Source organism: Bradyrhizobium sp. CCBAU 53340 (assembly GCF_015291645.1).
In the GTDB taxonomy this organism is placed as follows: Bacteria; Pseudomonadota; Alphaproteobacteria; order Rhizobiales; family Xanthobacteraceae; genus Bradyrhizobium.
Window position 1 is genome coordinate 1,129,177 of the sequence record NZ_CP030055.1, and the last position, 26,701, is coordinate 1,155,877.

A 26,701-nucleotide genomic window follows, 5' to 3' on the forward strand; every position below is an offset into this window, starting at 1 on the left:
CGCGTCCGGGACAAGAAGCTAATCCTGCGTCTCGCTGAACGTCGCCCGGAACGGGTGGCCGGGATAGACGCCGACGATGCGGAATTCGCGTGAGAAGAATTTCAGCTCCTCGATCGCAAACGCCAGGCCCTTGTCTTCGGGGTGGCCGTCGACATCCGCGTAGAACTGGGTGGCGAAGAAATTGCCGTCGACCATGTAGCTTTCGAGCTTGGTCATATTGACGCCGTTGGTGGCAAAGCCGCCGAGCGCCTTGTAGAGCGCGGCGGGCAGGTTGCGCACGCGGAAAACAAAAGTCGTGACCAGCGGGCCCGAGCCTTGCGGGGCCCATTTCGGCTCGCGCGCCAGCACCACGAAGCGCGTGGTGTTGTGGGACTCGTCCTCGATGTCCTCGGCGAGAATGTCGAGGCCGTAGATCTTTGCGGCGAGGCGCGAGGCGATCGCGGCGACGGTCTTGTCGTTGCGCTCGGAGATGTCGCGGGCGCTGCCGGCGGTGTCGGCGTGCACGATGGGCTTGATGCCGAGCTTGCGGATGACGCGGCGGCACTGGCCGAGCGCATGCACATGGCTCTCGACGGACTTGATGTCTTCGAGCTTGGTGCCCTTGATCGCCATCAGCTGATGCCGGACCGGCAAGAACCATTCGCCGATGATGAAGAGGCCGGAGGCCGGCAAGAGATGATGGATGTCGGCGACGCGCCCGGCGACCGAGTTCTCGATCGGGATCATGCCGAGATCGGCCTCGCCCGAGGAGATTGCCGACAGCGCGTCCTCGAAGGTGGCGCAGGGCATCGGCTCGGCGTCGGGATAGGCCTCGACGATGGCGATGTGGGAATTGGCGCCAGGTTCGCCCTGGAATGCGATCTTCATCTTGCTCATGACGGGCCTTGTAGCAGCGGCTCAGGATTTGGAAAGGATGCCGCGGGCGGTCTCGAGGTCCGCCGGCGTGTCGACCCCGCGGGGCACGGTGTCGACGATGGTGAAGTCGATCCGCATCCCGGCCTCCAGCGCGCGGAGCTGCTCGAGCTTCTCCTGCAATTCCAGCGGCGAGGGCGGCAGCGAAACGTAGCGCTCCAGCGCGGCGCGGCGATAGGCGTAGAGGCCGATATGGTGGTAGCGCGGTCCGTCGCCGCTCGGCGCGGTGGCGCGGGTGAAATAAAGTGCGCGCATCCGGCGGCCGCCGAGCGAGGTTCCGATCGCCTTGACGACGCTCGGGGCGAGGTCCTCCTCCTCGGTGTGGATCTGCGAGGCCAGCGTGGCGATGTCCACGGCCGGGTCCTCCAGCGGCGGCAGCACCTCGCGAATATTGTCGACCGTGATGGTCGGGAAATCCCCCTGCAGATTGACCACGATCTCCGCCTTGCCGTCCGGATCGAGCTTCTGCATGGCCTCATGAATGCGGTCGGACCCGGACGGATGCGTGGCGCGGGTCATCACGGCCTCGCCGCCATGGGCTGTCACGACCGACGCGATCTCGTCGGTATCGGTTGCCACCGCAACCCGGCCGATGCCGGCGGCCTCGGCGCGCCGCATCACGTGCACGATCATCGGCAGGCCCGCGATATCGGCGAGCGGCTTGCCGGGCAGGCGGGTGGCGGCCATGCGGGCGGGGATCAGCACCAGGATGCGGGGGTCGATCATATGTTTAAGAGCCTGGAAACGGGACGTTTTCCGCGTCGAGAAATCGGGCGGGGACGGGCCGACAGAAGGGTCGCTTATACGGGTTGCCAGACCCCGGGCAAACCGATATCTCAATGGCAAAACTCGGGGAAACAATCAGGAACGTTTTTGATTCTCCCGAGGCTCGTCCTGGCGGCCGCCCGGCCGCTTTTTCCTTCTTGCGGTGTGGGGCCTGGCCGGAAATGGACTCTTTCGAACTCAACAAGATTCTCGGTGCCGTGCTTGGCACCTGTCTCATCCTGCTGGTGACGAGCTTCACCGCCAATGCGCTGTTTACGCCCAAGATGCCGGAAAAGCCGGGCTTCGAGATCGCCGTGAAGGAAGAAGCCGGCGAGAAGGGTGGCGCGGGCGCCGCGGCTGCCGCCGCCGAGCCGATCGAAAAGCTGCTCCAGACCGCCTCCGTCGAGAAGGGCGCTGCCGCCGCCAAGAAGTGCGGCGCCTGCCACACCTTCGAGAAGGGTGGCCCGAACCGCGTCGGTCCGAACCTCTACGGCATCGTTGGCGATCACGTCGGTGAAGGCCGCGGTGGCTTCAACTTCTCGGCTGGCATGAAGAGCAAGGGCGGCACCTGGGACTTCGATGCGCTCAACAAGTTCATCACCAATCCGAAGGCTGCCGTTCCCGGCACCGCGATGGGCTTCGCCGGTATTCCGAAGGACAGCGAGCGCGCCGACGTCATCGCTTATCTGAACAGCCTCTCCGACAGCCCGAAGCCGCTGCCCACCGCAGCGAAATAAGGCTTATCGGCAAATCATCTTGAATATGCGGCCAGGCCTCAAAGCCTGGCCGTTTCCGTATTCGGGCCTCGCGGCGTTGTTATCGGGGCGTTTGGCCGCATCTGACAGGCCGGCCGGCCTTTCAAGATGAGGAAAAAGCAACATATTCCGTCGAAACCTCGCCTATATTGGGAACTTAAAGGAGTAGCCTCCTTCAAGACAGGACTATTGATTTGGCCATTACCCGACGCGATCTCCTGCTCACCGGCGCGGCCGTCGCTGCGCTTCCTGCTTTCGGTTCAGCGGCGGGTGTTCCCGTCGTCGGCGCGGCAGAGGCGCAAGTGGCCGGAGAGCCGCCCTGGCGCCACGCGCTGTCGCTGTTCGGAAAGGTCAAGTATCCCGCCGACTTCAAGCGCTATGACTACGTCAATCCGGACGCGCCGAAGGGCGGTGTCGCGCGCCAGATCGCGGTTGGAACCTTCGACAATCTCAACATCGTCGTCTCAGGCGTGAAGGGCCAGGTCGCAGGTGCGGTCGCCTTCATCTACGAATCCCTTACGACGCCCTCGCTCGACGAAGTCTCGACTGAATATGGCGCGCTGGCCGAGGCCGTCAGCTATCCGGACGATTTTTCTTTCGTCATCTATCGTTTGCGGCCTGAGGCCAAATGGCACGACGGCAAGCCGGTTACCGCGGATGACGTGATCTTCTCGCTCGATTCCTTCAAAAAGCATCATCCGATGTACTCGGCCTACTACAGCCATGTGGTCCGGGCCGAGAAGGTTGACGAGCGAGAGGTGAAATTCGTCTTCGACGCGCCGGGCAACCGCGAGCTGCCGCAGATCGTCGGGCAGCTCATCGTCCTGCCCAAGCATTGGTGGGAGGGAACGGACGCGCAGGGCCGCAAGCGCGATGTCTCGGCGACAACGCTCGAAATGCCGCTGGGCTCCGGTCCTTACAGGGTCAAGGACTTCGTTGCCGGACGGTCGATCGCGCTGGAGCGCGTCAAGGATTATTGGGGCCGCGACCTCGCCGCCAATGTTGGCCGAAACAATTTCGACGAGCTGCGTTACGAGTATTTCCGCGATGCCACCGTCGCGATCGAGGCCTTCAAGGCCGATCAGGTTGATTGGCGCACCGAGAACAGCGCGAAGAACTGGGCCACTGCCTACGATTTCCCGGCCGTGGCCGAAAAGCGCGTGATCCTCGAGGAGTTCGCCAATCGCAGCTCGGGCGTGATGCAAGCCTTTGTGCCGAACCTGCGGCGTGCCAAGTTCAGCGATCCGCGCGTGCGCCGCGCGCTGAACTGCGCGTTCGACTTCGAGGAGATGAACAAGCAGCTCTTCTATGGTCAGTACAAGCGCGTCAGCAGCTATTTCGACGGCCTCGACGAACTCATGGCGACGGGATTGCCGCAGGGGAAAGAGCTCGAAATCCTTGAGACGGTTCGCGCCCAGGTCCCCCCTGAAGTCTTCACGACGCCTTACAGCAATCCGGTCGGCGGCACTCCGGAAGCCGTGCGCGACAATCTCCGCGAGGCCCTGCGCCTGTTCAAGGAGGCCGGCTACGAGGTGCGCGACCGCAAGCTGATCGACGTCAAGAGCGGCACCCAGTTCTCGATTGAATTGCTGAACCAGGATCCGAGCTTCGAACGGGTCACGTTATTCTACAAGCCGTCGCTGGAACGGCTCGGCATCGCCGTCAGCGTGCGGACGGTCGATCCGACCCAATACGAGAACAGGACACGCGAGTGGGATTTCGACATCGTCACCAACTCCTGGGGCGAATCGCAGTCGCCGGGGAACGAGCAGCGCGAGTTCTGGTCGTCGAAAACAGCTGACATCGCCGGGTCCCGCAACCTTGCCGGCATCAAGAATCCGGCCATCGACAAGCTGATCGAGCGGCTGATCTACGCCACCGATCGCGAGGATCTCGTCGCCGCAACCAAGGCGCTCGACCGTGTGCTGCTGTGGAATCACTACGTCGTGCCGCAATGGAATTATCCGAAGGTGCGCACCGCGCGCTGGGATCGCTTCGGCCGGCCGGCGGAGCTGCCCAGATACGGTCAGTCGGGCTTCCCGTTCATCTGGTGGTATGACGCGGACAAGGCGGCACGGATCGCAAAGAAGTCGTGAAGGACATTTCCCGCATGGCGCAGCTCTCACGCCGGCATGTGCTGGTCCTCGGTGTCGGCGGCGCGCTTGGTGCCGCCGCACTCCGCAAGGTCGGAGCGTCGGAGGCGGTGGCCGAGGCCCACGGCATGTCGGCTTTCGGCGATCTCAAATATCCCGCCGATTTCCAACATTTCGACTACGTCAATCCCGGCGCGCCGAAGGGCGGCGCGTTCTCGTTGATCCCCTCCGTGCGGGCCTACAACCAGTCCTATTTCACGTTCTCCTCGCTCAACGCCTACATCATGAAGGGCGAAGGTGCGCAGGGCATGGACATGACCTTCGCAAGCCTGATGGCGCGGGCCAATGACGAGCCCGACGCGATGTACGGACTTGCCGCGAAGGCGGTCCGGATATCGCCGGACAAGCTGACCTATACCTTCACGATGCGTCCCGAAGCCCGTTTCCACGACGGCACGAAGCTCACGGCTCATGATGTCGCCTTCTCGCTCAATGCGCTGAAGGAGAAAGGGCATCCGCTGATCGTGGTGCAGCTGCGCGATTTCGTGAAGGCCGAGGTGGTCGACGACGCCACCGTGGTCGTCACCTTCGCGCCCAACCGCGCACGCGACGTGCCGCTCTACGTCGCAAGCCTGCCGATCTTCTCCAAGGCGTATTACGCCTCGCGCGCCTTCGACGAATCGACGCTCGATACGCCGCTGGGCTCCGGCCCCTACAAGGTCGGCAAGTTCGAGGTCAACCGCTATATCGAATACGATCGCGTCAAGGACTGGTGGGGTGCCGATCTGCCGGTCTGCCGCGGCAGCTACAATTTCGATACGGTGCGCTACGAATTCTACCGCGACCGCGACGTTGCCTTCGAAGGCTTCACCGGCAAGAACTATCTGTTCCGCGAGGAGCTCACATCGCGCATCTGGGCCACGCGTTACGATTTCGCGGCGGTGAAGGACGGTCGCGTCAAGCAGGAGCAGCTGCCGGACGAGACCCCGTCGGGCGCGCAGGGCTGGTTCATCAATATGCGCCGCGGCAAATTCAGGGATTCGCGCGTGCGCGAGGCGCTGATCTATGCTTTCGATTTCGAGTGGACCAACAAGTCGATCATGTACGGCGCCTACGCGCGGACGCGCTCGCCGTTCCAGAACTCCGACATGATGGTGTCGGGCCCGCCTTCGCCCGAAGAGCTCGCATTGCTGGAGCCGTTCCGTGGCAAGGTGCCCGACGAAGTGTTCGGCCAGCCTTTCGTGCCCCCGGTGTCAGACGGCTCGGGACAGGACCGCAGTCTGCTGCGCAAGGCGAGCGAGCTGCTCAACGACGCCGGCTACGTCATCAAGGACCGCAAGCGGGTTCTGCCTGGTGGCGAGCCCTTCACGATCGAGTTCCTGAACGACGAACCGTCGCTCCAGCCGCATCACGCGCCGTACTTGAAGAACCTCGCAACGCTCGGCATCGACGCCACGTTCCGCCTGGTGGATGCCGTGCAATACCGGGCGCGCCTCGAGGATTTCGACTTCGACATGACGATCGAACGCTTCTCGATGTCGGCGACACCAGGCGATGCGATGCGCGCGTTCTTCTCCTCGCAGGCAGCCGGCACCAAGGGCTCGTACAATCTCGCCGGCATTACCGATCCGGTCATTGATGCGCTGATTGACAAGATCATCGCTGCACAAACCCGGGTGGAGCTGACCACGGCGTGCCGGGCGTTCGACCGCGTGTTCCGGGCCGGGCGCTATTGGGTGCCGCAATGGTACGCGAACTTCCATCGCGTCGCCTATTGGGACCAGTTCAGCCATCCCGACAAGCCGCCTAAATATGCGCAAGGCGTCGGAGCGCCGGAGAACTGGTGGTACGAGGCGGCCAAGGCCGTCAAGCTCGAGCAGGCGAAGTAATCATGAGCGCCTATATCGCCCGCCGCCTCCTCCTGATGATTCCGACGCTGCTCGGAATTCTCTTCGTATCCTTCGTCGTCGTGCAATTCGCGCCGGGCGGCCCGGTCGAGCGCGTCATCGCTCAGCTTTCGGGGGCCGACACCGGTGGCACCTCGCGCATTTCGGGCGGCAGCGATTTTGCGCAGCGCGCGCCGGGGCAGTTGGGGGCCGGCGCAGAAGCCATCAATTCGAAATATCGCGGCGCGCAGGGCCTCGACCCCGATTTCATCAAGAAGCTGGAGGTGCAGTTCGGTTTCGACAAGCCGGCCCCGGAACGCTTCGCCTTGATGGTGTGGAATTTCGCCCGTTTCGATTTCGGCAAGAGCTATTTCCGCGATGTCAGCGTGCTCCAGTTGATGAAGGAGAAGCTGCCGGTCTCGATCTCGCTCGGGCTGTGGCTGACCCTGCTCACCTATCTGATCTCGATCCCGCTCGGCATCCGCAAGGCGGTCAAGGACGGCACGCGCTTCGATATCTGGACGTCGGCGGTCATCATCGTCGGCTACGCGATCCCGGGCTTTCTGTTCGCCATCCTCCTCATCATCCTGTTCGCCGGCGGTTCCTTCCTCAACTGGTTTCCGCTGCGCGGCCTGACCTCGGACGGCTGGTCGCAATTTCCCTGGTACTGGAAGATCATCGACTATTTCTGGCACATCACGCTGCCGCTGTTGTCGATGGCGCTGGGCGCCTTCGCGACCATGACGCTGCTGACCAAGAATTCGTTCCTGGACGAGATCCGCAAGCAATACGTCATGACCGCGCGCGCCAAGGGGTGCAGCGAAAGGCAGGTGCTGTACGGCCACGTGTTCCGTAACGCGATGCTGATCGTGGTGGCCGGTTTCCCCGGCGCCTTCGTTCATGCCTTCATCTCCGGCTCGCTGCTGATCGAGACGATCTTTTCTCTCGATGGGCTCGGTCTGCTCGGCTTCGAGAGCGTGCTCAATCGCGACTATCCCGTGGTGTTCGGCACGCTCTACATCTATGCGCTGATCGGCCTCGTGATGAATCTGATCTCGGACCTGACCTACATGTGGATCGATCCCCGGATCGATTTCGCGGCGCGGGAGGTCTGATGACGCTGACCGCCCCGACCCCGATCGAAACCACCACGGGATCGCCGCTCGGCACCACTGCGCCGATTACGCGCAAGCCGTTCGCGCCGTCGCCGCTGAACAGGCGGCGCTGGCAGAACTTCAAGGCGAACCGGCGCGGCTACTGGTCGTTCTGGATATTCATCCTCCTGTTCGTGGTGTCGCTGTTCGCCGAGTTGATCGCCAACGACCGGCCGTACCTGATCAAATACGACGGCCATCTCTACTGGCCCGCCTTCGTCACCTATTCGGAGACCACCTTCGGCGGGGATTTCGAAACCGCGGCCGACTATCGCGACCCGTATCTGCAGAAGCTGATCAAGGACAAGGGCGGCAGCATCCTTTGGCCGCTGATCCGCTATTCCTTCGACACTCACAATCTCGATCTGCCGACGCCGGCGCCCTCGCCGCCGACCTGGCTGCTGACGGAGAAGCAGTGCCAGCCCGTTGTGGAGAAGAAGGGGCTGAAAAGCTGCCGCGATCTCGAATACAACTGGCTCGGGACCGACGATCAGGGGCGCGATGTGGTCGCGCGATTGATCTACGGCTTCCGTATCTCGGTGCTGTTCGGTCTCTGCCTCACCGTCGTGTCCTCGATCGTCGGCGTCGCCGCGGGCGGAGTCCAGGGCTATTTCGGCGGCTGGGTCGATCTCACCTTCCAGCGCTTCATCGAGATCTGGGGCGCGATTCCCTATCTCTACCTGCTTCTCATCATTTCATCGGTGCTGGTCCCGGGCTTCTTCGTCCTGCTCGGCATCATGCTGCTGTTTTCCTGGGTGTCTCTCGTCGGCGTCGTCCGCGCCGAGTTCCTGCGCGGGCGCAATTTCGAGTACATCCAGGCCGCGCGCGCGCTGGGCGTGTCGAACAAGGTCATCATGTTCCGGCACCTGTTGCCGAACGCCATGGTCGCGACCATGACCTTCCTGCCGTTCATCATCTCCTCGTCGGTGATGACGCTGACGGCACTGGACTTCCTCGGTTTCGGCCTGCCGCCGGGCTCGCCTTCGCTCGGCGAGCTGCTCTCGCAGGCCAAGGCCAACGTGCAGGCGCCCTGGCTCGGCTTCACCGGCTTCTTCTCGGTCGCGATCATGCTGTCGCTGCTGATCTTCATCGGCGAAGCCGTGCGCGATGCCTTCGATCCGCGCAAGACGTTCAAGTGAGGGCGTGATGGACGCGATCAACCAGCCCCTGCTTGCCGTTCGCGACCTTTCGGTGGCTTTCCACCAGGGCGGCGCCACCACGCTCGCGGTCGACAAGGTCTCGTTCCAGATCAAGCGCGGCGAGTGCGTCGCGTTGGTCGGCGAGTCCGGCTCCGGCAAGTCGGTCAGCGCGCTGTCGATCCTGAAGTTGCTGCCCTATCCGAATGCCTCGCATCCCTCGGGCAGCATCCGCTTCAAGGGCCAGGAACTGATCGATCGGTCGGAGCGAGAGATGCGGGAGATCCGCGGCAGCGACATCTCCATCATCTTCCAGGAGCCGATGACCTCGCTCAATCCGCTGCACACCATCGAGGCGCAGATCGGCGAGATCATCCAGCTGCACAATCCGACCAGCAATGCGCAGGCGCGCAGGCGGACGCTGGAATTGCTGACCCAGGTCGGCATTCCCGAGCCGGAGACCCGGCTGAAGAGCTATCCGCACCAGCTCTCCGGCGGCCAGCGCCAGCGCGTGATGATCGCGATGGCGCTCGCCAACGAGCCGGACCTGCTGATCGCGGACGAGCCGACCACGGCGCTCGACGTCACCGTGCAGGCGCAGATCCTGGCGCTGCTCGCCGAGATCCGTTCGCGCCTCGGCATGAGCCTGCTCTTCATCACCCACGATCTCGGCATCGTGCGCCGCATCGCCGACACTGTCTGCGTCATGAAGGGCGGCGAGATCGTCGAGCAGGGTCCGGTCGAGCAGGTCTTCAAGGCTCCGAAGCATCCCTATACGCGCGATCTGCTGGCGGCGGAGCCCAAGCCGGATCCGGCGCCGCCGCAGCCGAATGCGTCGGTGGTGATGGCGACCAACGATCTGAAAGTGTGGTTTCCGATCAAGCGCGGCCTGCTGCGCAAGACGGTCGGTCACATCAAGGCGGTCGACGGCGTCAGCGTTGCCGTGCGCAAGGGCGAGACGCTGGGCGTCGTCGGCGAATCCGGCTCGGGCAAGACAACGCTCGGCCTGGCCTTGCTGCGCTTGATCTCCTCGAACGGGCGCATCGTGTTCCTTGGCAAAGACATCCAGGGCCTGCGCTTCAAGGAGATGCGTCCCTATCGCCGCGACATGCAGATCGTGTTCCAGGATCCGTTCGGCTCGCTCTCACCGCGCCTGTCGGTCGCCGACATCATCGCCGAAGGTCTCTCCGTGCATCAGCCGAACCTGACGCGCGAGGAACGCGAGGCGCGTGTCGTCAAGGCACTCGAGGATGTCGGGCTCAAGCCGGATACCCGCTACCGCTACCCGCACGAGTTCTCCGGCGGCCAGCGCCAGCGCATCTCGATCGCGCGCGCGGTGGTGCTGGAGCCTGACTTCGTCGTGCTGGACGAACCGACCAGTGCGCTCGACATGCTGTTCCAGGCGCAGATGGTCGATCTGTTGCGCGAGCTGCAGCGCAAGCGCGACCTCACCTACATGTTCATCTCGCACGATCTGCGCGTCGTCGCCTCGCTCGCCAGTCATCTCATCGTGATGCGCGGCGGCAAGGTGGTCGAGGAAGGCCAGGCCGCGGAGCTGTTCAAGAACCCGAAGACGGATTACACCCGTGCGCTGTTCGCGGCGGCCTTCCGCCTGGAGACGGCGGGCAACGGCTCGGTGGCGACCTGATTCCGGCCGACTTGGGTGTTGAGCCGATCCGCTCTCAGTGCTAAGTTTCAACGGCATCATTCCCGTTAGGGCTGATGAAGCAGGTGGGTTACCAGGCTTACGGACTGCCGCCTGCGACATGGAAATTGGAATACTTTAGCCATAGGCCCCGCCTCCGGACGCATTTTAAGTCGGCCGGGGAATGTTCATTGGACGTCATTTCCCTCCGTTCTTCCCATTGACTCGGAGGCGGGCTTTTTCTGTCCAACGCTTTAGAAAAAGTCATTCGCCATGTCTTTTTTCAGAAGCCGAGCCCTGTGCGCGGCAGGCCATGACCATTCAAGCGCAAGGCGAGCTTGTGTCCTTGCTTCCATACTCTGGGCCGCCTGCGCCGTCCCCTTCGCGAGCACCGCGTCTGCTCAATGCGCAGCCCGCGATGTGTTGCAGAACCAGCTGAAGTTCAAGACGCGCCCGGCCCCGGCGTCCCAACAGCCGATCAGCTCCGCTCGCGAGGTTGCGACATGGAAGACGATCACGATAGGGACCTTCGTCGACCCTCTTGCGCTGCGCAACGAGCTCGATAGCAGGGGCTGCAATGTCGGTGGTCAGGCCGCTGAAATCCTGGCCCGGCCGTCGTTCACGACCAGCCCTCGCACGGCAAATGTGGAGCTTGTCGATCTGTCGCCAGCCCAGCTCGGGTTTACGTTCGGCACCGTGACCTTGGCGAGCGTTTACGCACGCGCCCGGCAGCTTGGCTTTGAACTTGCTGCGGCCGAAGTCGGCCCGCAATTGCGTATCCAGTATCTGGACCAGCCCATCGGCGAATTTCTCATCATCGGAATGGAGCCGATCAAGACATGGGGCGGCGAGCCAATCATTCTCAATGTGGCAAATGGCGGCGCCGGATTGATCCTGATCGGCCAGGATGGTCGGGCCGACGCAGATGTCCCCGTGACATCTCGTTTCATTTTCGCGCGATCCCCTCAGCCGGCAGCCAGTGCCGAGCTGACCGGATCCGTCGCGGCATTTCTGCCGCCGTGATCGAAGCGATTGCCGCTATCGAGGCGAAATTTGGCATCGTAAACGCGCAAACGATCGCTCTCGGTTTGACATGATCCAGCGAGGACGGAGCACCCTCTTTCAGGCGATGTCGGATGTTGACCCATCGGCGAATGGCGACACGTGCCATCGAAGTCCGCTTAGCGGGCCGCATCGGATCCCATTTGTTCTGCCAATGGCCATCAGCGATGCGGTGTAGCTGTCCACTGAGGTCCGCTTGGGATCGCGGGCGGACCAGATTGACTGAAGTTTCTTCGCGTTTTGCCCCCAAGCCGACCTGGACTACCAATCCTGTTTCGTCTGCTTTGACCGAAACCGGACTTTGACTTCTGGCAATTTTAACTCTTATCGGCCATCAATGTATCTCAGACGTTGAATTTGAGTAAACTCTCGCGCGCCTATGCTGACGCGCTTCAGAATCTTTGTCGGGAGACCGTTGATGGCTCAAGAAAGTTCGAGGCCGCGCATCGGCGAAGGCCGCATCGGCAGTTCTCTCTGCGCCGCGATCGGCGTGCTCAGCGTCGCTGCGGTGCTATGCCTGCGCTACCCCGCTTTTCTCACGACGCCTGAGCTGCGCGTCCATTACGACGTCGAGCTGCTCCGCCTCACCCTCGCGATCGCCATGGTCGTCGGTGCCTGGCTCGGCGTCATCGGAATCGTGCTTGGTGGCCCGCGGGTGCCCGCGACGATCGGCCTCAGCGGGCTTTTCCTCGCCACGCTGCTCGGCGGGCCCTACGTGCCGACACCGGATTTTCTCCAGCCGCGCTTCTATCTCGGCCTCGACTGGCTGGTGCTCGATCTGTTCTTCACCGGCGCAGCCTTCGTGCTGCTCGAGTGGGTCTTCCCCCGGGTGCGGCCGGAGCAGGGGCCGCTCAGCCCCGGCTGGAAGCTCGATCTCGCTTATTTCGGCGTCAACCACCTGCTGATCGGCATCTTCCTGGTGGTCTCGACACATTTTGCCCATGACTATTTCGCCTGGGCGATCAGCCCGTCACTGCAGGCGCATGTCGTGGCCCTGCCGGCGATCGTCCGCTTCGTGCTGGTGATCCTGGCGGCCGATGCAGTCGAATACGTCTCCCACCGCGCCTACCACGAGGTGCCGTGGTTGTGGCGAATCCATGCGGTCCATCATTCGCCCGAACACATGGACTGGCTCTCGGGATCGCGCCTCCATTTCTTCGAGCCATTGGCGACGCGCGCCCTGGTGCTGGTGCCGATCGTCCTGCTCGGCTTCCCGCAGGACACGATCTTCGCCTATCTCATTTTCATCTCTGTGCAATCGGTGCTGATCCATTCAAACATCAAGATGGATGTCGGCTGGCTGCGCTACGTGATCGTGACGCCGCAATTCCATCACTGGCACCACGCATCGGACGCCGAGGCCATCGACAAGAACTACGGGGCACACACGCCGCTGTTCGATATGCTGGGCAGAACCTGGCATCTGCCCAAAGACCGCTGGCCGGTCAAATACGGTACGGTGAAGCCGATCCCCGGCGGCATGCTCGGCCAGTTCGTGCACCCCTTCGTCGGGCCGGTGAAGGAATTCCTCGAACATCGCAACCCATGAAGCGTCCCGCCTTACTTGCGCCAAAAGCGGCCCTCGCCGGAGCGTCGCCTTTTGTCCCGATGATGGCGAGGCAAATCTCCATTGTGGGCGGGAGGCCCTCGCCTTCTGTTGCCCCAAAAAGGTGAGGGCCGAAACGTCGAATGATGCCTATCTGACGAAGCTGAGATACGATGCCAGTGCTTCGATCTCGTTCGGGCCGAGCGAGCGCGCAACGATGGGCATCGGCGTTCCCATGCCCGAATGATAACCCTGGCCCCACTGCTCGAGCCGCGCCTTGACGTAGAAATAGGCAAGGCCGCCGAGACGGGGAATCTCACGCACGCCCTCGGCGTTCGGGCCGTGACAGGCATAACAGGACGCGATGTTGGCTTCGGGAATGCCGTCCATATAGATGGCCTTGCCCTTCGCCATCAGATTGGCGTCGCCGTCATTGGCGGGCCTTGGCGGAATGGTTGCGAAGTAGGCCGCGAGATCGCGCGCATCGCGGGAATCGAGTGCGGCGACGGCGCCCCACATGTATTGTCTCGAGAAGGGATTGTCCCGGCTGTGGTCGCGAAAGCTCCGCATCTGGCTTTCGAGATAGGCCGGCCGCTGCCCGGCCAGTCTTGGTGCCACCGTGTATCCTTGCGCCGACGTCCCGTGACACCAGGTGCAGTTGCGGACGTTGGCCCCGTCCCACGCCATCGCGGGGCCGATGCAGGCCAGCATTGCGAGCAGCGCTGTCTTCAGTCCGATGCGCTTCATGACCTCTCGTCCCTGCGCAAGGTGGTTCGCCCGCTCTCTATGTCCGGCCTTGCGCCCCTCATTGCATGTAGCTCACATAGGCAGCCACGGCCTCGACCTGCGATCGCGACAGATTGTGCGCCGTCGGTGCCATGATCGCGGAGGTATCGACCGCCGATCCCTGACCGCGCTCCTTCGCCCAACCGGTGAGCTGACCCACGGTGTATTCGTAAAGTTGGCCGGCCAGCCGCGGAATCTCGTTCTGCCCCTTGCCGTCGCTGCCATGGCAGGCGGCGCATGCCGGCACGTTCGATTCGGGAAGGCCTTCCTCGTAGATGCGCTTGCCGGTCGCCGACGATCCCCTCGGCGCGCCGCCGATCGGCTTGGGATCGAGATTCTTCAGATGCGTCGCAAGCGCCTCGATCATCCCAGGGCTCAGCACGTGAGCGACATTGGCCATGACGGGATTGGTGCGCCGGCGCTCGATGAAGGCGCGAAGCTGGTTCTCGAGATATTGCGGCTGCTGTCCCGCCAGCCGCGGCATCGGAAACCAGCCGCGATAGCCTTGCGCCGACAATCCGTGGCAAGTCTTGCAATATACGATCTTGGCCTCGAAGCCACCCCTTTCCTGCGCGTGAGATGTGACGGAGCAGACCACGGTCAGGGCCATGGCGCACAGCACCGCATGCAAGCGACCAACGCGCCGCAACGATGTCCGCCTTGGTCCAAAGGCCGCGAGCATCTATTGACCCGCCCACATGTGGAAGTTCACCCCGACCTTCACGACCTGGATCGACTGCCTGACGCTCACCGGCCCCTGGAAGACGTTGGCTTGATCGGCGAAGGTCGAGGTCCGGGTGCCGAACCCGTAGTAGTCGTATTCGAGATTGGCCGACCAGTGACGGTCGAAGGCCCAGTCGACGCCCGCGCCGGCGGTCCAGCCCCAGCGGTCCTCCAGCCCCCTGAAATCGAACGGCAGGCCGGTGAACGTGCCGCTGACCTCGTATTTGTCACCGGCCATCGCCGCGCCGGCCTTGCCATAGAGCAGGACATTATCGAACGCATAGCCGATGCGGCCGGTCACGCTGGTAAGAAACTCGGTTTTCGCGTCCACAATCGCGGTCTCGCCGGGATTACCGAGCGGGAGGGCGACAGACCTGTTGCTCCGCAGCGTTGCACCGGCTGCATCGCCCTGAATGCCGATGACGACCGAAGAGGAAGCAAACTGATAGTCGCAGCCGCCCTGGCCGCCAATGACGGCACCACGCGGCGAGGGGCTGACCGTGGTGACACCAACCGTGGAGCCGAGACCATTGAAAGAATCCTGCACGAGCTGCACGGGATCAGTGATGTCCTTCTTCGCAAAGCCCGCGCCAACATGGATGCCGATATAGCAGCCCGTCCAGTTGAAGGGCGCCGCGACTGGAAGCGGAGCCTTCACGGCCAGATCGGCGGCAGACGCCGATCCTGCCAGCGCGACTGCGAAGGCTGCGAGATGAGCGGCAAGCAGTTTCTTCATCTGACAATCTCCTTTGCGGCGCGGCCTACAGGGCGAACCATGCGTGCAGGAACAGGGTGTTGTTGTCATGGGCGCCGACCGTGGTGCCGTTGAACTTGTTGTAGAAGGTGTATTGCAGTCCGATGCGGGCGTTGAACCATGGCCAACCGATCATCTTGCTGGCCCCGAACGGGATGTAGGCGATCTCGGCCGTCCAGCCGTTGGTGTCGGGGGTCAATGCCTGGCCGGTGACGGGGTCGGGCCCAAAGAGAAGCAAGTCGGACGTGCCCCAGACGTTGAAATACTGCCCGGTGAGAACGACACGGTTGTCGGCACCCAGCGCCAGCGAGGCCTGCAGCTTCATGCTGTTGAGCTGATTGGTCGGATTGGACGCAATGCCGAGAGCAGCGAAGCTCGCATCGAGGCGCTGGAACTCGCGGATGTAGCTGCCACGCAGGGTCAGCCAATAATCGTCGCCCTGATATTGATATTGCGCGTCGAAGCCGACGTCCGTGAATTTGTCCGATACCGGCAACACCGCAGTCGAACCCGATGCGAACGTCGTGTCGAACCACGGATGCACGTCGAAGAACCCTCCGAACGTGCCGACCATCAGCGTGTGCCGTCCCCAATGCGGCTCGATCGCCGCCCGCCAATAGGGTGCCACGCCGCCGAGCTGACCCGGAGTATCGAACGGATTCGCTCCGAGCGCATTCAGCGCGTGGAAGCCGATCGACTTGTATCCGGTGACTTCCAGGTAGAGCAGGTCGTTGATCATCGTATAGAGGCCGACACCGCCGACATGCGCCGCAAAGGTGCCCTCAAGCGTCGTGCCGGGGGGGCCTGCGGCCAGCGTCGATGCTGCGTAGGGGAATCCCCAGGCTGGTGTGGTGTTCCACAAATCCTGAACGGTCGGATTGTTGTTGGCGGTCACGCCGAAGACGAAATCGAATGGCCCAACGCTCGCCGTGTTGGCATAGCGGACGTCGGTATTGTCCCATCCCCAGCTGTGGATGAACTGGTCCGCCGGCGTGCCTGAGAACGACGACAGCGGGGTCGCACCGGCATATGTGTACTGGGCGAACGCGCCGATGTGATCCGTGATCGCGCCGCCCCAGAACACGCTGACGGGAGAGGCCACGATATTGTCATTTGTCCTGAACGGCTCCGTTGGATCCGGAATGGTCGGTCCCTGGGTGCGCGTGTACCCTTCGATCGCCATGAACGAGATCGGCGGCACCCACTCCTTGCGGTCAGCATCGGCCTGCGATTCCTGCGGCAACGCCTTCACGTAGCCGCGGAGCTTGTCGAGTTCGGCGCGAGCCGCGCGCCCTCCCTCGGACGAGAATGGTGTAGTGCGAAACTGGCCGCCACCGGCGGTGTAGCCGAGCAATTTGAACCGGCGTCCATAAGGAGTCAGTGCGGGAAAGTCGGTGTGACATGTGCCGCAAGGTTGGCCCGTCTGGCGTGCGAAGCTCGGCAAGGCCTGCGCCGGCCTGGTCGAGCCGATCGTCAATGCGGCTGTTGAGAGAGCCGCTAACGCGAGTGCGGCGAAAAGCCACCTGCCATTGCTCGCGATGACATTGTAACCGTAGCCCCACATAGCGCTTGTCCCGTTGCGCTTTGTTAACTTGGGATATTGCGAACCGCTTCCATTATGAAGTAGGCCAGCACGCCGACGTTTCGCCAAGCGACATTCGCTGCGCGTTAGCAGTTTTCAAATCTCGCGAGACATTTCAGCAACGTCAGATGCATACGCTTGTAGGAAGCGCTTGCATAAGGCAACAGATTACCGCGGAGGTTGGCATTAAATTACCGCACCTCGCGCTTTTGAAAAAATCATCGCCACGCTCGACGAAAATCAACTGGACCAAAGCTCGTTGCCGCGCGTAGCGTGCGCTCATCAAAGCGGGGGCGCTCATGAATCTGCAATCATTTGTGCGGATGGCGGCCACGATCGTCGTCACCTCGATGTCGACGATCGCGCAGGCGCAAGATAAAGGCGCGCAAATACCGGCGCACGACCTCAGGGCAAAGACGGACTATTGCAAGACTTGCCATGGCATCGACGCGCAAGGTTTTCGCGGATCGTACCCAATGCCGCGACTGGCGGGGCAGCAGCCGGAATACATCGAAAATCAATTGAAGGCCTTCGTCGAGCACCGTCGCAGCAACCCCGTGATGTTCAACGTGGCCCATGTACTCAGCCCGGCGATGCTGGCGGCGCTGACCACGGAATTCAAAAACCTGAATCCAAAGCCGCTGGGCGGGGCACCGAAGGCGGATGCTGCCGAAGGGAAGAAGATTTACGAGGAGGGCGTTCCGGACGCCAATGTGCCGCCCTGCGCATCCTGTCATGGCCCCGAAGCCAAGGGCGATGGGCAGTTTCCCCGCCTCGCGAGCCAGCTCTACGACTACGTGATCAGAAAGCTGACGAACTGGGACAAGGAGCGTGGGCAAGACAAGGCCAATCCCGACAGTTCAGCGATCATGCAGCCGATTGCTCACGAGTTGACGCCGGCGCAGATCAAATCTGTGGCGGCCTATGTCAGCCGACTAGAGTAGTTCAACGCACTGCAACTTGCTGGCGCTTGCAAGGCCCTCTGGCCACGGCGGCTTCAATGTCGTCTTCCGGAGTGAGACCGGCCGACGCTTTTCAGCGATTTATAGCCGCTTGATGGCGACAACCTCGCTGCCCGCCTGCTTGATCCGCGCAATGGCCGGCTCGATTGGCTCGATCACCGTCGCCATGTGATGCGCGTTGGCATGAACCATGGTGCTGGCATCGCGCACGATCGCGACGTGGCCCTTCCAGAAGATCAGATCGCCGCGCAGCAAGCTGCTCCGCTCATGCGGATCCAGCGCGCGGCCGAGGCCGGCCTGCTGCATATCGCTGTCGCGCGGGCAGCCGGTGCCTGATGATGTCAGCGAGACCTGGACAAGGCCGGAGCAATCGATGCCGAGGCTGCTCTTGCCGCCCCAGAGATAGGGCGTGCCTACAAAACGCTCGGCGACCGCGACGAAATCAGGTTCGCAATGATCGAGCGGCGAAAGATGGGTCTTCGGCACGAACGTGCCCTCGCGCGTGACGACGAACATGCCATCTTCGCGCACGATCGCGAGCTTCGATCCCAGCACGAGCGTGTCGGTTGGCGGCAGCTTGATCGAGGGGCCGGGGAAGGCAAGCGTCCGCAGCGCGCTGACCTTGTGGGTGGGCGCGACCACAGGCTTCATCAGCGCCGACTCCGGCAGCCAGCCGACATAGCCGTCGGAGCCAAGCTGGCCCCAGACCCAGCCCTCGCCGTTGCGGTCGTAAACCGTCACGCGCTCGCCGCGCAGCGCTTCCGTCATCAGCATCGCGTTCGATGACGGCTGCTCGCGGACCGGTGCGATGGGGGCGATCACCTCGAACTCCTCGCCGGTGACGAAGCGTTCGGCCTGCACCTTGCCTTCGAGATATTTCGCGGCGAGATCGCCGCGCGCCGGTGTCAGCCTGATATCATGCATAGCGCTCGCTCAGCACCTTGTAGATCGCGCGGGCAGCCTGGCATTCGCCGCCCTCGGGCCGCGCCGGCTTGGCCGACGGCGTCCAGCCGAAAATATCCACGTGAAGCCAGCTCTTGGCCTGCTCGACGAAGCGTTGCAGGAACAGCGCGCAGGTGATCGAGCCGGCAAAGCCGCCTGACGGTGCGTTGGTGATGGTGGCGGTCTTGGAGTCCAGCCAGGCATCGTAAGGCGGCCACAGCGGCATGCGCCACAAGGGATCGTTCTCCTGCACCGCGCAGCGCGCGACGTCGGCGGCCAGCGTCTCATCATTGGTGTAAAAGGGCGGTAAATCCGGCCCCAGCGCGACGCGCGCGGCGCCGGTCAGGGTGCCGAGATCGATCAGCAGCTCGGGCTTCTCCTCATCGGCCAGCGCCAGCGCGTCGGCGAGCACCAGCCGTCCCTCCGCATCGGTGTTGCCGATCTCGACCGTGATGCCCTTGCGGGAGGTGAAGATATCCAGCGGGCGGAAGGCATTGCCGGAAACGGCGTTCTCCACCGCCGGGATCAGCACGCGCAGCCGCACCTTCAGCTTGGCATCCATCACCATGCGCGCCAACGCCAGCACGTTGGCGGCGCCGCCCATGTCCTTCTTCATGATCAGCATGCCGCTCGACGGCTTCAGATCGAGCCCGCCGGTGTCGAAGCAGACGCCTTTGCCGACCAGCGTCACCTTGGGATGGGAGGAATCACCCCAGCCGATGTCGATCAGCCGCGGCGCGCGATCCGAGGCCATGCCGACGGCGTGGATCAGCGGAAAGTTCGTCTTCAGATTGTCGCCGATGGTGCAGGCATAGCTGGCGCCGAATTCGGCCGCGAGCCCCTGCGCGGCCGTGGCCAGCTCCTCCGGTCCCATGTCATTGGACGGCGTGTTGATGAGGTCGCGCGCCAGCATCGCGGCTTCGGCCATGCGGTTGATCTCGACCGGATCGACGCCGTCAGGCGGCACCAGCCGGACGTCGGGGCGGTCGGCCTTGCGGTAGCGGGCGAAGCGATAGCAGCCCAGCGCGAAGGCGAGCGCCGCCAGCCGTGCATCGTGCGGTGCATTGGCAAAGCGATACGTGCCAGCCGGCAGCAGGCCGGGCAGGGCGCCGGGCCGGAACGGATCGCGCGACTTCGCGCCGTCGTCCTCGAGGCCGAACAGCACCTGTGCGATCGCGCCGTCGGACGCGGGCAGCGCGAGATAGCCGCCCGCCTTGGCGGTGAAGGCGCTCGCAATGGCGAACTGACGCTGCGCCGGCGGCAGCGTCTCGCGCACGGCCTCCCAGCTCGATTTGGTGACGAAGAAGATCGGAATGGCGGTGGTGGACGTCTCGAACACGGAAGGCATTGGCGGGTCCGCAAGGTCATTCGGCTGAAGCAGACTTCGCAGAGTTTCGCCACCTCTGCAATCGGCTTTGCTGTCACCGCTCAGTGAGCCGCTACTCGCAGAGAAGCAGCCATGCTAGGTTCCGGCAGCGGTGGCCGAGCGGAGTGTCCGTGCCCAGAGAACGCCGGTGACCGAAGACGACGCGTGCCGGGAGGATGAGCAATGGAAATTGTGTGGAGCGTGGTCACATTCGCCGGCCAGGCCATCGAGGCGGTCTTTGGCTATGTCGAGCATCACCACTGGGTCTTCGCGTTCCTCGCCGGTGGCTATGTGTTCTATCTCCATGATCGTTCGGTTCACGCGCGGTTCGACGCGCTCGACAAGCGCCTCGACGAAATCCGCAAGCGCCTTGCCATCGAATACTGATCGGGCTCAGCGAAACCAGCCACAGCCGGTGCCCGTATCTCCGTTGAGAACTGCCGTTCACGAGGGCGCCGCCGCGGGGCTTTGACTAGCGCTGCGGTTGTGGCATTATTGACGAATATTTTTAGATTGTGCGCCGCGTCTCTGCACGTATCGAGCGCAGGAACGCTTGAAGTTACGCTGTTGAAGTTCGGCTGATACCGATCCGGTCGACACCCGACAGAACTCTTCGTCGAAAGCATTTCTCTCAATCGTTTGGGCGACGCAGCATTGGCAATGAGCGGCGCAAAATGGATAGATCGTTCGTCGTTGCGCAGATCTCCGACCTGCATCTGGACGGGTCAGGCCGGCTGCTCGCGGCCATCGAGACCCTCACAACCGCGCTGCGCGAGCGGATGGCGGCCTACGCGGATGTGCCCGACCGCATCCTGCTGATCACCTGCGACATCGTGAACGATCCGACTCCGCCTGCGCTCGACGAAGCGCTCGGGACAATCGCCTCTCTCCGGCAGACCGGCCTGTTCACCGACATCCAGGCCGTGGCCGGCAACCATGACGCCAAGCGTCCGAGCCAGCGCGGTGGGCGCCACGACGTCTACGATTATCTGCATCTGCCGAGGAGCTCGAAGAGCGTCTATTACCGTAAGGCCGGTCTCGACCTGGTGCTGCTCGACTCCAACAAAGCGAGCCTGACCACGCTTGCCAGCGGCGACATCGACGATCGGGCCTACAACGCCCTGGTCGCGCAGTCCGCCCGTCTGAGCGTCGAGCTTGTAGGCAGCATCGGCTCCGCGGCTCGCGCCGAATATTCCGAGCCTGCGGAAAACCTCGTGCGTGTGCTGGCGCTGCATCATCATCCGCTGCCGCAGGCAACCGGCGAGGGCAAGCGGTTTCTCGGAGTTCCGGACGAGCCGCTGATGTATCTTGCTGCGCCCGCGACCTTGCTCGAAGCGGCCACCTCGCTCAACGTCAACCTGGTCCTGCACGGGCACCGGCATGTCGAGGGGCTCACCCGCTATTCAATTCCGGATCCCCGTGCACTCCGGAGCGGCGGCGAGGATTTCTGGCGCACGATCTACGTGCTGTCCTGCCCGTCCTCCACCGGCCAGGGCGGTGACGATGCCGGCTTCAACATCATCCATTTTGGCCCCATGCCCGAAGGCGAACCGGCCGACTATCGGTTCACGATCGCCCGCTATTCGCGGCCGCGCAATGATGGCGGCTTCAGGTCGCTCGATTCGAATCTGCCTGACGGCCTCATCAGGCTTCCGGTGGGGCGAGATCTGTCCCGCGATCCCGCCATTCAGTCGGCGATCGAGATCGCCTCATGCGCGACGTTGAAACGCGATCAGGTTGTGGCGCTCGCCCATCGGCTGTTGTCGCGCCCGGCCTTCTACGGCGATGGCGGACAGAGCTGGTCGGACAGGCTCTACGTCTATCTCGTCACCTGCCATGCCTGGGCCGATCTCGAGGGCAGGCTCGCAAGGTCGGCGTCGCAGGCCGAGGTGGCGGCGCTGGCGGAGGTGAGGGCGCTGCTGCACCGGCTGATCGAACAAGCCGCCGACATGCTCGGCATCGACTGCGCCACGCTCGACGAGCTCCGCGCCGACCGCCTGGTCAATCGTGACGACCTCTCGCGTCGATGGCCGACGCTGCCGCGCGAGGCCGTCGAGGTTGAGGCGAGGGCGCAACAGCACTTGCAGTTGCTGCGAGAGCTGAATGATCAGGTGAGGCTGCTCGGCCTCGACCTCTGCCTCGGCGGCGGGATGCCGCCGCAAGAGCGCGGCTCCCGGCGTTAACCGGCCATTAGGGTTAACAGTCTATTGCTGGCGCGTTCGGCTCGATCAATTGGCTCGAGAGTCAAAGCGTCATGCGTCAACGGTTCCGTCCCGCCCGGCTTCTTGCTTCCGCCTCGCTGATCGCACTGGTGGCAGCGAGCCTCGGCGGCTGCACGGCGATGTCAAAGCTCTCCGACGTCACCGGCTCGATCGGATCGAAGGCCGATACCGCCCCAGTCGATCCGGCGCGTGCCGTCGAGGTCTATGGCGAGCGCCATCGCGCCAATCCCCGGGATCCGGACGCGGCACTGGCCTATGGCCAGGCCTTACGTGCCAACGGCCAGCACGCCCAGGCCGCCGCCGTGCTCGAACAGGCGACCATCGCCAATCCCGGCAACAAGCCGCTGCTGGCCCAATATGGCCGTGCGCTCGCCGACGCCGGCAATTTCCAGCAGGCCTTCGACGTGCTGTCGAGGGCGCATTCGCCCGACAATCCGGACTGGCGCCTGCTCTCGGTGCAGGGCACCTGCCTCGACCAGATGGGCCGCCACGACGAGGCCCGCGCCTATTACGCAAGTGCGCTGAAGATCGCGCCAGGCGATCCCGGCGTGCTCTCCAATCTCGGCCTGTCCTACATGCTGTCGCGTGATCTGCCCAAGGCGGAAGAGACGCTGCGGCAGGCCTACGCCTCGCCGCGCGCGAGCTCCCGGGTGCGGCAGAATCTCGGCCTCGTGGTCGGCCTCCAGGGCCGCTTCGCCGAAGCCGAGACCATCGTGAAGGGGGACCTGCCGCCCGATCAAGCTGCAGCCAACGTCGCCTATCTCAAGGACATGCTGAACCGCAACGATGGCCCGCGCGGCGCACCGAAGCGGACGCCGGTCGCCTCGCTCAGCCGGTCCGACTGATCCAATTTCATCCGATCATTCGGACGCTTGCTGCGATCCACGTGGCGCCGGGCCGGCCATGGCCGGCTACTGTGCATGGGGTTGTTTTCGTTTCTTTGTCCGGCCTCAGTGCAGCTCGGAGATCTTGATGCCGGTCGGTCCGAGAATGACGACGAACAGCACCGGCAGGAAGAACAGGATCATCGGCACCGTCAGCTTCGGCGGCAGCGCCGCGGCCTTCTTCTCGGCCTCGTTCATGCGCATGTCGCGATTTTCCTGCGCCATGACGCGCAGCGATTGGCCGAGCGGGGTGCCGTAGCGTTCCGCCTGCTGCAGCGCCAGACACACCGATTTGACGCCTTCGAGCCCGGTGCGCTTCGCCAGGTTCTCATAGGCCACCTTGCGGTCCTGCAAATAGGACAGCTCGGCGGTGGTCAGGGTGAACTCCTCCGACAGCGCGATCGACTGTCCGACGATTTCGGTCGCGACCTTGCGGAACGCCATTTCCACCGACATGCCGGATTCGATGCAGATCAGCAGCAGGTCGAGCGCGTCGGGAAAGGCGCGCTTGATCGAGAGCTGGCGCTTGGAGATCGCGTTCTTCAGGAACAGCATCGGCGCCTGGAGGCCGAGATAGGCCGCGCCGACGCAGATGCCGATCTTGATCGGCATCGGCCGGTCCATATGGGCGATCAGGAACACGTAGACGACCGAGCCGACGAACAGCACCAGCGGGGCCACCATGCGGGCGAACAGGAACGTGACGTAGGGCGCCTGGCCGCGATAGCCCGCCATGATGAGCTTGTCGCGCGCAGCTTCCTGCGCCAGCCATTTGGTGAGGTTGAAGTCCTCGACGACCTTGGAGACGAGCTGCTTGGGCGTCTGGCGCAGCGAGACCTTCTCGCTCTTGTTGAGGCGGTCGCGCTCGCGCTGGCGGATCCGCTCGCGCTCGCTGGCCACCGCCTTCATGCGCTTGGAGAGGCCCTCGCCGGCGAACAGCGGCATCACCAGCGTATAGACGGTGGCGCTGGCGGCGATGGCCGCAAGCAGCATGGTCATGAAGTGGGCGTCATGCAGTTTCGTAACGAGGAACTCGACCATGCAGCACCGTCAGAAATCGAAGTTGATCATCTTCTTCATCACCATGATGCCGATCGACATCCAGACGACGCAGCCGACCAGCATGAGCTGGCCGGTGGGATGGGTCCACAGCAGGGAGATGTAGCCTGGGGTCGTGAGGTAGACGAGGAACATCACGATCGGCGGCAGCGAGCCGATGATGCCGGCCGAAGCCTTGGCTTCCATCGACATCGCCTGGATCTTTTCCTTCATCTTCTTGCGATCGCGCAGCACCTTGGAGAGGTTGCCCAGCGCTTCGGAGAGATTGCCGCCCGATTTCTGCTGGATCGACACCACGATGCCGAAGAAATTGGCCTCCGGCAGCGGCATCCGCTCGTAGAGGCGCGAGCAGGCCTCGCCGAGCGGCATGCCGATCGCCTGCGTCTCGATGATGGCCAGGAATTCGCTGCGCAGCGGCTCCGGCGCGTCGGCCGCGACGACCTTGATGGATTCGAACAGCGGCAGACCGGCCTTGATGCCGCGCACGATGACGTCCACGGCATCGGGCAGCGCTGCCAGGAACTTGTTCTCGCGACGCTTCTTCAGGAAGCCCAGGGCCCAGCGCGGCAGGCCGAAGCCGCCGGCAAAGGCAAGGCCGGCCGCACCAAGCAGACCTCCGCCGCCGAACAGCGTGACGAAGAAGAACACGCCGGCGACGACGCCGGAGGCGATCCAGAACTTCTGCGGCGTCCAGTCGAGCCCGGCCTGGGACAGGCGCACCGTGAGCGGCACGTTCTTTTCCTGCGTCCGCCGAGCTTCGAGATCCTTCAGCGAGGTCTCGACTTGCTCGCGGCGCGACCGCTGGGACTTCTCGGCCTGGCGGGCCGTGGGCGCTTCGGCGCGCGCGATCGATGCGCGGCGGCTTTCGGCTTTCCGTTCGCCCGACAGCATCGGATAGAGGAAGACCCAGGCGATGCCGCCGACGGCAGCGGTGGCAAGGAAGGCGAGGGCGAGGATCTGAATGTTCATGGCTGCGCCGCCCTGCTCACGTCGCCGGTGCCGATTCGGCGGCGTCGAGCGCGGCCGCAAGACGTTTCTCTTCGCCGTAATAGCGCGCGCGTTCCCAGAATTTCGGGCGGCCGATGCCGGTCGAGCGGTGCTTGCCGATGATCTTGCCGTTGGCGTCCTCGCCGACCAGATCGTAGAGGAAGATGTCCTGGGTGATGATGGTGTCACCTTCCATCCCCATCACCTCGGTGATGTGGGTGATGCGGCGCGAGCCGTCGCGCAGACGTGCGGCCTGGACGATGACGTCGATCGAGGCGCAGATCATCTCGCGAATCGTTCGCGAAGGAAGCGAAAAACCGCCCATCGTGATCATGGATTCGCAGCGCGACAGCGCTTCGCGGGGGTTGTTGGCGTGCAGCGTTCCCATCGAGCCGTCGTGGCCGGTGTTCATGGCCTGGAGCAGGTCGAATGCCTCCGGGCCGCGGACTTCGCCGACGATGATGCGTTCGGGACGCATACGCAGGCAGTTGCGCACCAGTTCGCGCATCGTGACCTGACCTTCGCCCTCGATGTTCGGCGGGCGGGTTTCAAGGCGCACCACATGGGGCTGTTGCAGCTGGAGCTCGGCCGCGTCCTCGCAGGTGATGACGCGCTCGTCGTGCTCGATATAGTTGGTCAGGCAGTTGAGCAGGGTGGTCTTGCCTGAGCCGGTACCGCCGGAGATCAGCACGTTGCAGCGGACGCGCCCGATGATCTGGAGGATCTCCGCGCCCTCAGGCGAGATCGCGCCGAACTTGACCAGCTGATCCAGTGTCAGCTTGTCCTTCTTGAACTTACGAATGGTGAGGGCGGGGCCGTCGATCGCGAGCGGCGGCACGATGGCGTTGACGCGGGAGCCGTCGGCAAGGCGCGCGTCGCAGATCGGCGAGGATTCGTCGACGCGCCGGCCGACCTGGCTGACGATGCGCTGGCAGATATTGAGGAGCTGCTGGTTGTCGCGGAAGCGGATACCGGTGCGCTGGATCTTGCCGCTGACTTCGATGAAGACCGTGCCAGCCCCGTTCACCATGATGTCGGCGATGTCGTCGCGCGCCAGCAGCGGCTCGAGCGGGCCGTAGCCGAGCACGTCGTTGCAGATGTCGTCGAGCAGTTCTTCCTGCTCGGCGATCGACATCACGATGTTCTTGATCGCGATGATCTCGTTGACGATGTCGCGGATCTCTTCGCGCGCGGATTCGGAGTCCAGCTTGGCGAGCTGGGCGAGGTCGATCGCCTCGATCAGCGCGCCGAAGATGGTCGCCTTGACCTCGTAATAATTGTCCGAGCGGCGGTTTTCCATCACCGGCGGGGGCCGGGAGGGAGCGAGCGGCGGGGACGCGACTACCGGCGGGGGCGGCGCGCGCGACACCGTCGGCGCCGGAGCCGGGGCAGGCTCTGGCGACACGGCGCCGGGCTTGGGAGCCCGAAAGTCGGTGTCTGTTCCGCTACGCTTACCGAACACTTAACAACTCCATGCGGC

23 protein-coding genes are annotated in these 26,701 nt (G+C 63.6%); 12 read left to right on the top strand and 11 right to left on the bottom strand.

Annotated features, from left to right (window positions below):
- Nucleotides 1-18 precede the first annotated feature (18 nt).
- Together XH89_RS05240 and XH89_RS05245 are read right to left on the bottom strand one after the other, a co-directional pair.
- Nucleotides 19-876 (bottom strand): prephenate dehydratase, encoded by an 858-nt coding sequence (locus tag XH89_RS05240; RefSeq protein WP_194466053.1) that lies wholly within the window; start codon nt 874-876, stop codon nt 19-21.
- A gap of 21 nt (nt 877-897) precedes the next feature.
- Complete coding sequence (locus tag XH89_RS05245) at nt 898-1,638, bottom strand: 3-deoxy-manno-octulosonate cytidylyltransferase (RefSeq protein WP_194466054.1); 741 nt, start codon at nt 1,636-1,638, stop codon at nt 898-900.
- Nucleotides 1,639-1,859: 221 nt separating this feature from the next.
- Here XH89_RS05245 and XH89_RS05250 point away from each other — a divergent pair, with 221 nt between their 5' ends.
- The 8 genes from XH89_RS05250 to XH89_RS05285 all read left to right on the top strand — a co-directional run bounded on the left by XH89_RS05250 (nt 1,860) and on the right by XH89_RS05285 (nt 12,957).
- Nucleotides 1,860-2,414 carry a cytochrome c family protein gene (locus XH89_RS05250; RefSeq protein WP_194466055.1) on the top strand — a complete coding sequence of 185 codons (555 nt, stop codon included), beginning with the start codon at nt 1,860-1,862 and terminating at the stop codon, nt 2,412-2,414.
- Between the two features lie 212 nt (nt 2,415-2,626).
- Entirely contained in the window at nt 2,627-4,528 is a 1,902-nt protein-coding gene (locus XH89_RS05255) for an ABC transporter substrate-binding protein (protein WP_194466056.1), read from the top strand.
- Nucleotides 4,529-4,542: 14 nt separating this feature from the next.
- On the top strand, nt 4,543-6,414 hold the full coding sequence (locus tag XH89_RS05260) for an extracellular solute-binding protein (RefSeq protein WP_194466057.1): 1,872 nt from the start codon (nt 4,543-4,545) through the stop codon (nt 6,412-6,414).
- A 2-nt stretch (nt 6,415-6,416) separates the two neighbouring features.
- The gene (locus XH89_RS05265; protein WP_194466058.1) at nt 6,417-7,526 is read left to right on the top strand and encodes a microcin C ABC transporter permease YejB; all 1,110 of its coding nucleotides are present in this window, start codon (nt 6,417-6,419) and stop codon (nt 7,524-7,526) included.
- Nucleotides 7,526-8,704 carry an ABC transporter permease gene (locus XH89_RS05270; RefSeq protein ID WP_194466059.1) on the top strand — a complete coding sequence of 393 codons (1,179 nt, stop codon included), beginning with the start codon at nt 7,526-7,528 and terminating at the stop codon, nt 8,702-8,704. The genes XH89_RS05265 and XH89_RS05270 overlap by 1 nt, the downstream gene beginning before the upstream one ends.
- A gap of 7 nt (nt 8,705-8,711) precedes the next feature.
- On the top strand, nt 8,712-10,349 hold the full coding sequence (locus XH89_RS05275) for an ABC transporter ATP-binding protein (RefSeq protein WP_194466060.1): 1,638 nt from the start codon (nt 8,712-8,714) through the stop codon (nt 10,347-10,349).
- Between the two features lie 417 nt (nt 10,350-10,766).
- On the top strand, nt 10,767-11,369 hold the full coding sequence (locus XH89_RS05280) for a hypothetical protein (RefSeq protein WP_367400998.1): 603 nt from the start codon (nt 10,767-10,769) through the stop codon (nt 11,367-11,369).
- Between the two features lie 457 nt (nt 11,370-11,826).
- Nucleotides 11,827-12,957, top strand: coding sequence for a sterol desaturase family protein (locus XH89_RS05285; RefSeq protein ID WP_194466061.1), 1,131 nt, complete (start codon nt 11,827-11,829; stop codon nt 12,955-12,957).
- 147 nt (nt 12,958-13,104) lie between these two features.
- Here the strand turns inward: XH89_RS05285 and XH89_RS05290 are convergent, their stop codons facing one another.
- From XH89_RS05290 to XH89_RS05305, 4 genes are read right to left on the bottom strand one after another with little or no spacing between them, the layout of a single operon-like run.
- Complete coding sequence (locus XH89_RS05290) at nt 13,105-13,701, bottom strand: cytochrome c (RefSeq protein ID WP_194466063.1); 597 nt, start codon at nt 13,699-13,701, stop codon at nt 13,105-13,107.
- A 58-nt stretch (nt 13,702-13,759) separates the two neighbouring features.
- Entirely contained in the window at nt 13,760-14,389 is a 630-nt protein-coding gene (locus XH89_RS05295; protein ID WP_246767745.1) for a c-type cytochrome, read from the bottom strand.
- Between the two features lie 33 nt (nt 14,390-14,422).
- Nucleotides 14,423-15,199: an outer membrane protein gene (locus XH89_RS05300; RefSeq protein WP_194466065.1), complete on the bottom strand. Its 777-nt coding sequence runs from the start codon at nt 15,197-15,199 to the stop codon at nt 14,423-14,425.
- Between the two features lie 25 nt (nt 15,200-15,224).
- Complete coding sequence (locus tag XH89_RS05305) at nt 15,225-16,571, bottom strand: cytochrome C (protein ID WP_246767746.1); 1,347 nt, start codon at nt 16,569-16,571, stop codon at nt 15,225-15,227.
- Between the two features lie 527 nt (nt 16,572-17,098).
- Between XH89_RS05305 and XH89_RS05310 the strand changes: the two genes are divergently transcribed.
- On the top strand, nt 17,099-17,743 hold the full coding sequence (locus XH89_RS05310) for a c-type cytochrome (RefSeq protein WP_246767747.1): 645 nt from the start codon (nt 17,099-17,101) through the stop codon (nt 17,741-17,743).
- Between the two features lie 99 nt (nt 17,744-17,842).
- Here the strand turns inward: XH89_RS05310 and XH89_RS05315 are convergent, their stop codons facing one another.
- Both XH89_RS05315 and XH89_RS05320 read right to left on the bottom strand, forming a co-directional pair.
- A complete protein-coding gene (locus tag XH89_RS05315) occupies nt 17,843-18,685 on the bottom strand; it encodes a C40 family peptidase (protein ID WP_194466067.1) in 843 nt (280 codons plus the stop codon).
- A complete protein-coding gene (locus XH89_RS05320) occupies nt 18,678-20,051 on the bottom strand; it encodes a M17 family metallopeptidase (RefSeq protein ID WP_194466068.1) in 1,374 nt (457 codons plus the stop codon). Before XH89_RS05320 ends, XH89_RS05315 begins: the two co-directional genes overlap by 8 nt.
- Nucleotides 20,052-20,252: 201 nt before the next feature.
- On the opposite strand from XH89_RS05320, the gene XH89_RS05325 reads away from it, so the two are divergent.
- The 3 genes from XH89_RS05325 to XH89_RS05335 all read left to right on the top strand — a co-directional run bounded on the left by XH89_RS05325 (nt 20,253) and on the right by XH89_RS05335 (nt 23,136).
- Nucleotides 20,253-20,456, top strand: coding sequence for a hypothetical protein (locus tag XH89_RS05325; RefSeq protein WP_194466069.1), 204 nt, complete (start codon nt 20,253-20,255; stop codon nt 20,454-20,456).
- A 287-nt stretch (nt 20,457-20,743) separates the two neighbouring features.
- On the top strand, nt 20,744-22,252 hold the full coding sequence (locus XH89_RS05330; protein WP_194466070.1) for a metallophosphoesterase: 1,509 nt from the start codon (nt 20,744-20,746) through the stop codon (nt 22,250-22,252).
- A gap of 71 nt (nt 22,253-22,323) precedes the next feature.
- Nucleotides 22,324-23,136, top strand: a complete 813-nt coding sequence (locus XH89_RS05335; protein ID WP_194466071.1) for a tetratricopeptide repeat protein — start codon at nt 22,324-22,326, stop codon at nt 23,134-23,136.
- A gap of 105 nt (nt 23,137-23,241) precedes the next feature.
- On the opposite strand, the gene XH89_RS05340 is transcribed toward XH89_RS05335, so the two are convergent.
- From XH89_RS05340 to XH89_RS05350, 3 genes are read right to left on the bottom strand one after another with little or no spacing between them, the layout of a single operon-like run.
- Entirely contained in the window at nt 23,242-24,216 is a 975-nt protein-coding gene (locus XH89_RS05340; RefSeq protein WP_194466072.1) for a type II secretion system F family protein, read from the bottom strand.
- Between the two features lie 9 nt (nt 24,217-24,225).
- Nucleotides 24,226-25,203 carry a type II secretion system F family protein gene (locus XH89_RS05345; RefSeq protein ID WP_194466073.1) on the bottom strand — a complete coding sequence of 326 codons (978 nt, stop codon included), beginning with the start codon at nt 25,201-25,203 and terminating at the stop codon, nt 24,226-24,228.
- Between the two features lie 16 nt (nt 25,204-25,219).
- Nucleotides 25,220-26,683: a CpaF family protein gene (locus XH89_RS05350; RefSeq protein ID WP_194466075.1), complete on the bottom strand. Its 1,464-nt coding sequence runs from the start codon at nt 26,681-26,683 to the stop codon at nt 25,220-25,222.
- Nucleotides 26,684-26,701: the final 18 nt, after the last annotated feature.